Annotated in this window: 5 protein-coding genes and 1 pseudogene; 3 read left to right on the plus strand and 3 right to left on the minus strand. The window is 70.4% G+C overall.

Annotated features, from left to right (window positions below; translation table 11 throughout):
* Positions 1-417 (minus strand): annotated as a pseudogene (locus AC08OO_RS16525) (HlyD family efflux transporter periplasmic adaptor subunit); the annotation flags it as partial.
* A gap of 104 nt (positions 418-521) precedes the next feature.
* Here AC08OO_RS16525 and AC08OO_RS16530 point away from each other — a divergent pair.
* Entirely contained in the window at positions 522-890 is a 369-nt protein-coding gene (locus AC08OO_RS16530; protein ID WP_476618726.1) for a hypothetical protein, read from the plus strand.
* A gap of 268 nt (positions 891-1158) precedes the next feature.
* Positions 1159-1326 (plus strand): hypothetical protein, encoded by a 168-nt coding sequence (locus tag AC08OO_RS16535; RefSeq protein ID WP_476618727.1) that lies wholly within the window; start codon positions 1159-1161, stop codon positions 1324-1326.
* A 661-nt stretch (positions 1327-1987) separates the two neighbouring features.
* Here the strand turns inward: AC08OO_RS16535 and AC08OO_RS16540 are convergent.
* Both AC08OO_RS16540 and AC08OO_RS16545 read right to left on the minus strand, forming a co-directional pair.
* Positions 1988-3118 carry a glycoside hydrolase family 26 protein gene (locus AC08OO_RS16540; RefSeq protein WP_476618728.1) on the minus strand — a complete coding sequence of 377 codons (1131 nt, stop codon included), beginning with the start codon at positions 3116-3118 and terminating at the stop codon, positions 1988-1990.
* 190 nt (positions 3119-3308) lie between these two features.
* Positions 3309-4142 (minus strand): helix-turn-helix domain-containing protein, encoded by an 834-nt coding sequence (locus AC08OO_RS16545; protein ID WP_476607841.1) that lies wholly within the window; start codon positions 4140-4142, stop codon positions 3309-3311.
* A 113-nt stretch (positions 4143-4255) separates the two neighbouring features.
* On the opposite strand from AC08OO_RS16545, the gene AC08OO_RS16550 reads away from it, so the two are divergent.
* Positions 4256-4849, plus strand: a complete 594-nt coding sequence (locus AC08OO_RS16550; protein ID WP_011434678.1) for an NADPH-dependent FMN reductase — start codon at positions 4256-4258, stop codon at positions 4847-4849.
* Positions 4850-5135 lie beyond the last annotated feature (286 nt).

Here is a 5135-nt window from a genome sequence, read left to right on the forward strand (position 1 = left end):
ACCGTGGCTGGGGGCGGGAGCCGGCCCACCCGTCGCACCTGGCACCCACGGGGCCGGCGCGCTCATCGGACGGGCGCTCGAAGTGGCTGGTTGGGTTGGTTGGGCTGGTTCGGTTGGTTCGGTTGGTTCGGTCGGGATGGCCGAGGCTGCCGGAGCGTCGGCTGTCGGAACGCCGGCCGTGCCGAGGTCGCGGACCGCAGCGTCCAGGTTCAGTTTGGCGGCGGCGAGTCGGGACACCAGCGTGGCCAGGTCCGACGGCTGTGACGGCCCTGGCGATGTGCTGTACCTGGCGACGAGGGCACCGATCGCGTGCTGGCGCTGGAGGGCGTCGACGGAACCGGTCGGGTCGGGATCCTCGATCTTCACCGTGTACGGCGTGCCCGCGTCTAGACCGGTGAAGGCATAGGAACCGGTCACGGAGGCGACCACGGCGCCGTCCCGGAGCAGAGTGATCGCGTCGTCGGCGCCGGCGGTCCCGCTGATCTTCCCGGTGGCGTCCGGTCGAGGAACTGATCAGTTCGATGCCGGCGGACGACGAGCCGCCCCGGAACGAGCTGCCCGTAACGCCTGCCAGGGAGGTGGCCACGGCCCCCGCCGCTGTGAACGTGCCCGGGCCCGTCCCCGAAGCGGTCGCCGACGAGGTCTGGCCCGACTCGTCCGCGGTCAGTGCCAGCCGCGCGTTCGCCGCGTCCAGGGCTCGCCGCAGCGGCCCCGGGTCCAGGCCGGCCAGCGTCTTCCCGGCCGTGACCTGGTCACCGATCGCCACCGGCACGGCGGTCACCGTTCCGGCGACCGGAAACGCCAGTGTCGCCTTGTTGACTGTGGCCACCGTTCCGACCGAGGTGAGGGCCTGGGTCACCGACGCCATGCCGGCGGTGGCCAGCCGGTAGGAGGGCCCCGGGTCCGCCGTGACCGCGAGCCCCGTTCCGACGCCGGTACCAGCCAACAGCACCGCTGCCGTGCCGCCCACCACGACCTTGCGGGGCCGACCCAACCGGCGGCGCGACGGCCGCGGCTTCTCCTCAGGCGCTGCCTTCTCGGACACTGCCTCTTCAGGCATTTGTGGACCCGGTGCGACCGGAGCCGGTGGCACCGGAGCCCGCACTGCCGCCCCCCGGGGCGCCAGATCCCTGGCCGCCGAAGCCGCCGAAGCCGGCGGTGCAGCGGCCGTTCGTCTTCGGGCTCAGCGTGATGTGGGTCGCCGTGACGGCGCCAGTGTCGTCGGTCTGGCCGTTCGCGGTCGCGCACTGCCCGACGGCCAGTGCCTTGGCCGTCGCGGTGACCGACTGGGTGTACCTGGTGTCCCCGTTGACCTGCGCAGTGTAGGTGATGGCTGCCGCTGCCGCTGCCGCTGCCGCTGCCGCTGCCGCTGCCGCTGCCGCTGCCGCTGCCGCTGCCGCTGCCGCTGCCGCTGCCGCTGCCGGTGCCGGTGACGGTGACGGTCGAGCCGGACACCGAGGCCACCTTGCCCTCCGCGCGCGCCTAATCCGTCTCGGAAGCCTCCCGTCCCTCGGGTACCCGGCGAGCGCGGACGCGGGCTGCCGCTCGGCCGGGGCTGGCCGGTCGGCCGTCGCCCGGCGGTCGGCTGTGTGCAGGCGTCCCCGACCGGCTGGCTGATCAGCACCGTCGTGGCGGTGAACGGGGTGGGCCTCGGCCTGGGGCTGGGCGCCGCCGAGTCCGGCGTGCCACCGGTGCCGCCCGTGCCGCCGGCCGGCGAAAACGAACTTGGTCCCGCTCCGCGGTCCCGCTCGAACGGGCGATCCGCGTCCGAGCGACGGGCGGCCACCATGATCATCCGCCAGCGGCGGTCGGGCCCTGAACCTCTCGACGCATGACGGTGGAGGGCGGCTCCCAGCGCACCCGAGGCTCGTGCCGTCTCCGGTCGGCACCGCCAGCCTGTCCTCGGCGTCCTGATCAACGAATACGAACGAGCCGCCTAAAACCCCAGGTCACCACCGGTGGCCGAGTTCTGACACCCGATCAGCCGTCAGCCCTTTCCGAACAGGCCGAGATAGCGGCGGGAGCTGTTCGGGCTCAGGTTCGGGTTGTGCAGGGAGGATTGCACGTTGTCGGCTTCCGCGTTGTTGTAGTAGGCCTCGTAGGCGAGGAGTCCGGCGTTCGCCGCGAAGAACTCGTGCATCTTCTCGATGTAGAACGGGTTGTCGCCGCCACCGCCGGTCGAGCGCACCAGTCCCCATTCGGGGACGGCGAACCGCTTGCCGTGGGCGCGGGCGAAGGCGGCGACGGTGCACAGCCCGGAACGCTGCTGGCATTGCCGGGTCCAGACCTGCTCCGTCGTGGACGCCGGATAGGAGTCGTAGGAGTCGATGCTGACGACGTCGACGTAGGCGTCGCCGGGGTAGGCGGACCAGACGTCCGCGCCGCTGCCGGGCAGGCTGTCGCGGTGCGCGGTCATGTTCCAGTCGATCTTCACGTGCGGAGCGGTCGACCGGATCGCGGTGGCGGCGTGTTGGAAGCAGCTTTTCCACGCCTGCGGATCCCGGACGTGCCACCAGAACCAGTCCCCGTTGAACTCCCAGCCGAGGCGCACGTAGGCGTCGCCGCGGCCGTACTTCGACAGAGTCTGCCCGAACTGGGCCCAGTAGCCGTCGTACTCACCGCGAGCGCACGCCTGTTCATTGCCGTTCTGCGGGTACAGCGGTTGCGCCACCGACAGCTCCCCGGGAAAGGCTGCCCGGGTGAACGCCCCGACCGGCCAGGACGCCGTGGTGATGCTCGGCCAGTTGGCGCGGTCCGTGAAAACGATCGCGAGATCGACGGGACGGCGGGTCCAAGCCGCCCACGCGGTCACGTCTGCCGGGAAGTTTCCATTGGCGCCGGATACCCAGCCCAGCCCGGACGGTGCCGGCTCCACGGCGGAGGGGTGCGTGGTGGTTGGTGACGGCCGCGGAGCGCGGGGACGCTCGGGCTGATCCGAGCAGGCCGCCACGCCCAGCACAACAGCCATCACCATCGTCAGTGCGGTCAGCGGCATCCATAACGGCCTGCCCGGGCGAGCCCGGTACCCGACCCGACCTCGCTGCCGGGCCGTCACGCTGCACGTTCCATCGGGTCCCTCGGTCCTTCCTGGTGCTCCGGTACCACGAAAACCAACCATACCGTTACGTCAGTGTCGTATCGGACAGTCGTCGCGGATGTGGCGGGCGAGCCCAGGATCGATCATGCTGGCAGGTCGGTCGATCGCGGCGATCAGATGCCGGAGAACACCGAGCCCCCGCGGGTACTGCTCCACGGGGACCTGGACCTGCTTGACTTCGATAAGAGTGGCGGCGTGCCGCCATATTTGCTCAGTTGACGGCACGCAGGCTGGTACCGCCCCTCCTGCGCAACCGGTTCAACGTGTCGGCGGTCGTGTCGTCGGCGGGAAGGAATACCACCAGCTGCTGAGCATCGGCGGCTGGGAGCTCCAGGACCTCGCGGTCAAGCCGCAGTTCACCAACCACGGGGTGTGTCCACCGCAGCGGACCGCGCCGTGGTAGCGCGTGCCGGTTCAGCCGCTGGGTGAAGTCGTCGCCGGCGACCGGAGCGAGTTCCGCCCTGAATTGGGCCGAGCGCTCGGCTGACGGGCCGTGCCACAGGTCGAAGGCTCGTTCGTCGGCGATCTGATCCCATTCCGGGAAGACCTCGCGGGCGCGCCTGTCGGTGAAGACGAAGCGCGTGAGGTTGGGCCTGTCGGTATCAAGCAGCCCCGACGGTCGGGCGACCAGGTCGAAGCCACTGGTGTACGCGAGGATGTCACCCAGGCGGTTGGTGACCAGTGCGATCCCTGGCTCGAGCTGGTCGAGCAGCTTGAGCACTGTCTGCCTGACCTCCAGCCGAGGTTGGGTGAGCGGGCCGGTACACACGCCAGCGGCGATCTTGGCCAGGTAGCGCAGGTGCTCCCGCTCGGAGACGTCGAGGCGCAGCGCGTCGGCGAGCGCGTTGACGACGGAGGCCGATGGGTTGCGGTCGCTCCCCTGCTCGATCCGGACGAGATACTCAACGCTGATGCCTGCCAGCGAAGCCAGCTCCGACCGCCGTAGCCCCGGGACGCGGCGCCGGGGGCCTGCCGGCAGGCCGAGCGTCTCGGGCCGGGTGGCATCGCGCCTGGCGCGGAGGAAGTCACCCAGCGGCGTACTCACGCTCTTCACTGTAAGACCGGAACGGCCTCGGTACGCCGTCCGATGCTGGCCCTATCAGGGCCAGCCTGCGCTCGGTCTGGCTGCCGCTGCCGGCGCGACCGAACATGTGACGCATGAGCGAAACCAGCAAACTTGTCATCGTCGTCGGCAGCGTGCGCGAGGCGAGGTTCGGACCGGTCGTGGCCTCATGGGTCGCCGAACAGGCCTCCGCGCATGGGAGCTTCGACGTAGAGGTCGTCGACCTCGCCGACTTTGAGATCCCCCTATCCCTGCCCGCCGCGTCGCCGAAGTACGCCGGAGACTCATACCCGCGCCCGGCGGGCATGGCACCCCTGACCGCGCGGCTCGACGCCGCGGACGCGTTCGTTCTAGTAACCCCCGAATACAACCATAGTTACCCGGCGTCACTGAAGGCTGCCATCGACTGGCACTTCACCCAGTGGACCGCGAAGCCGGTCGCTTTTGTCAGCTACGGCGGCGCGGCGGGTGGTCGGCACGCGGTCCTGCACCTGGAGAACGTCCTCACCGAGCTGCACGCGGTGACCATTCGCGACGGACTGGCATTCCCGAACTACTTCGTGAACTGGGATGCCGGCCGGCCGGCTGATCCCGACGCTCCCGGCTACGCCAAGACGTTGTTCAACCAGCTTGCCTGGTGGGCCGCCGCACTCCAGAAGGCACGCGCCGAGGTGCCCTACCCCGACTAGTGTCTCGTGATGATGGGCCCGCAGGCCCCCTCCTCACTCAGCTGATCGGTGAGCTGTCGACAACGGACCCCGCGGGCGTGCCGTCGGGCAGGCCGACCGCGGCGCTGTGGACGTCGGCGTGCATGACCCGGTTGGCCCCGTTCGGTGTCACCGGCCGCCCGCGGCGCCGCGGCGGGCGAACTCCTCCTGGGTGAGGTGTTCCGGGCAGTCGACCCGAATGTCGGACGGTCCGAGGCGGTAGTCGAAGAACGCGCAGCGGTGAACAGCGGGTTGGGCGTGGCGGGCG

The sequence above is a fragment of the Frankia sp. CeCAU1 genome, from assembly GCF_977971845.1.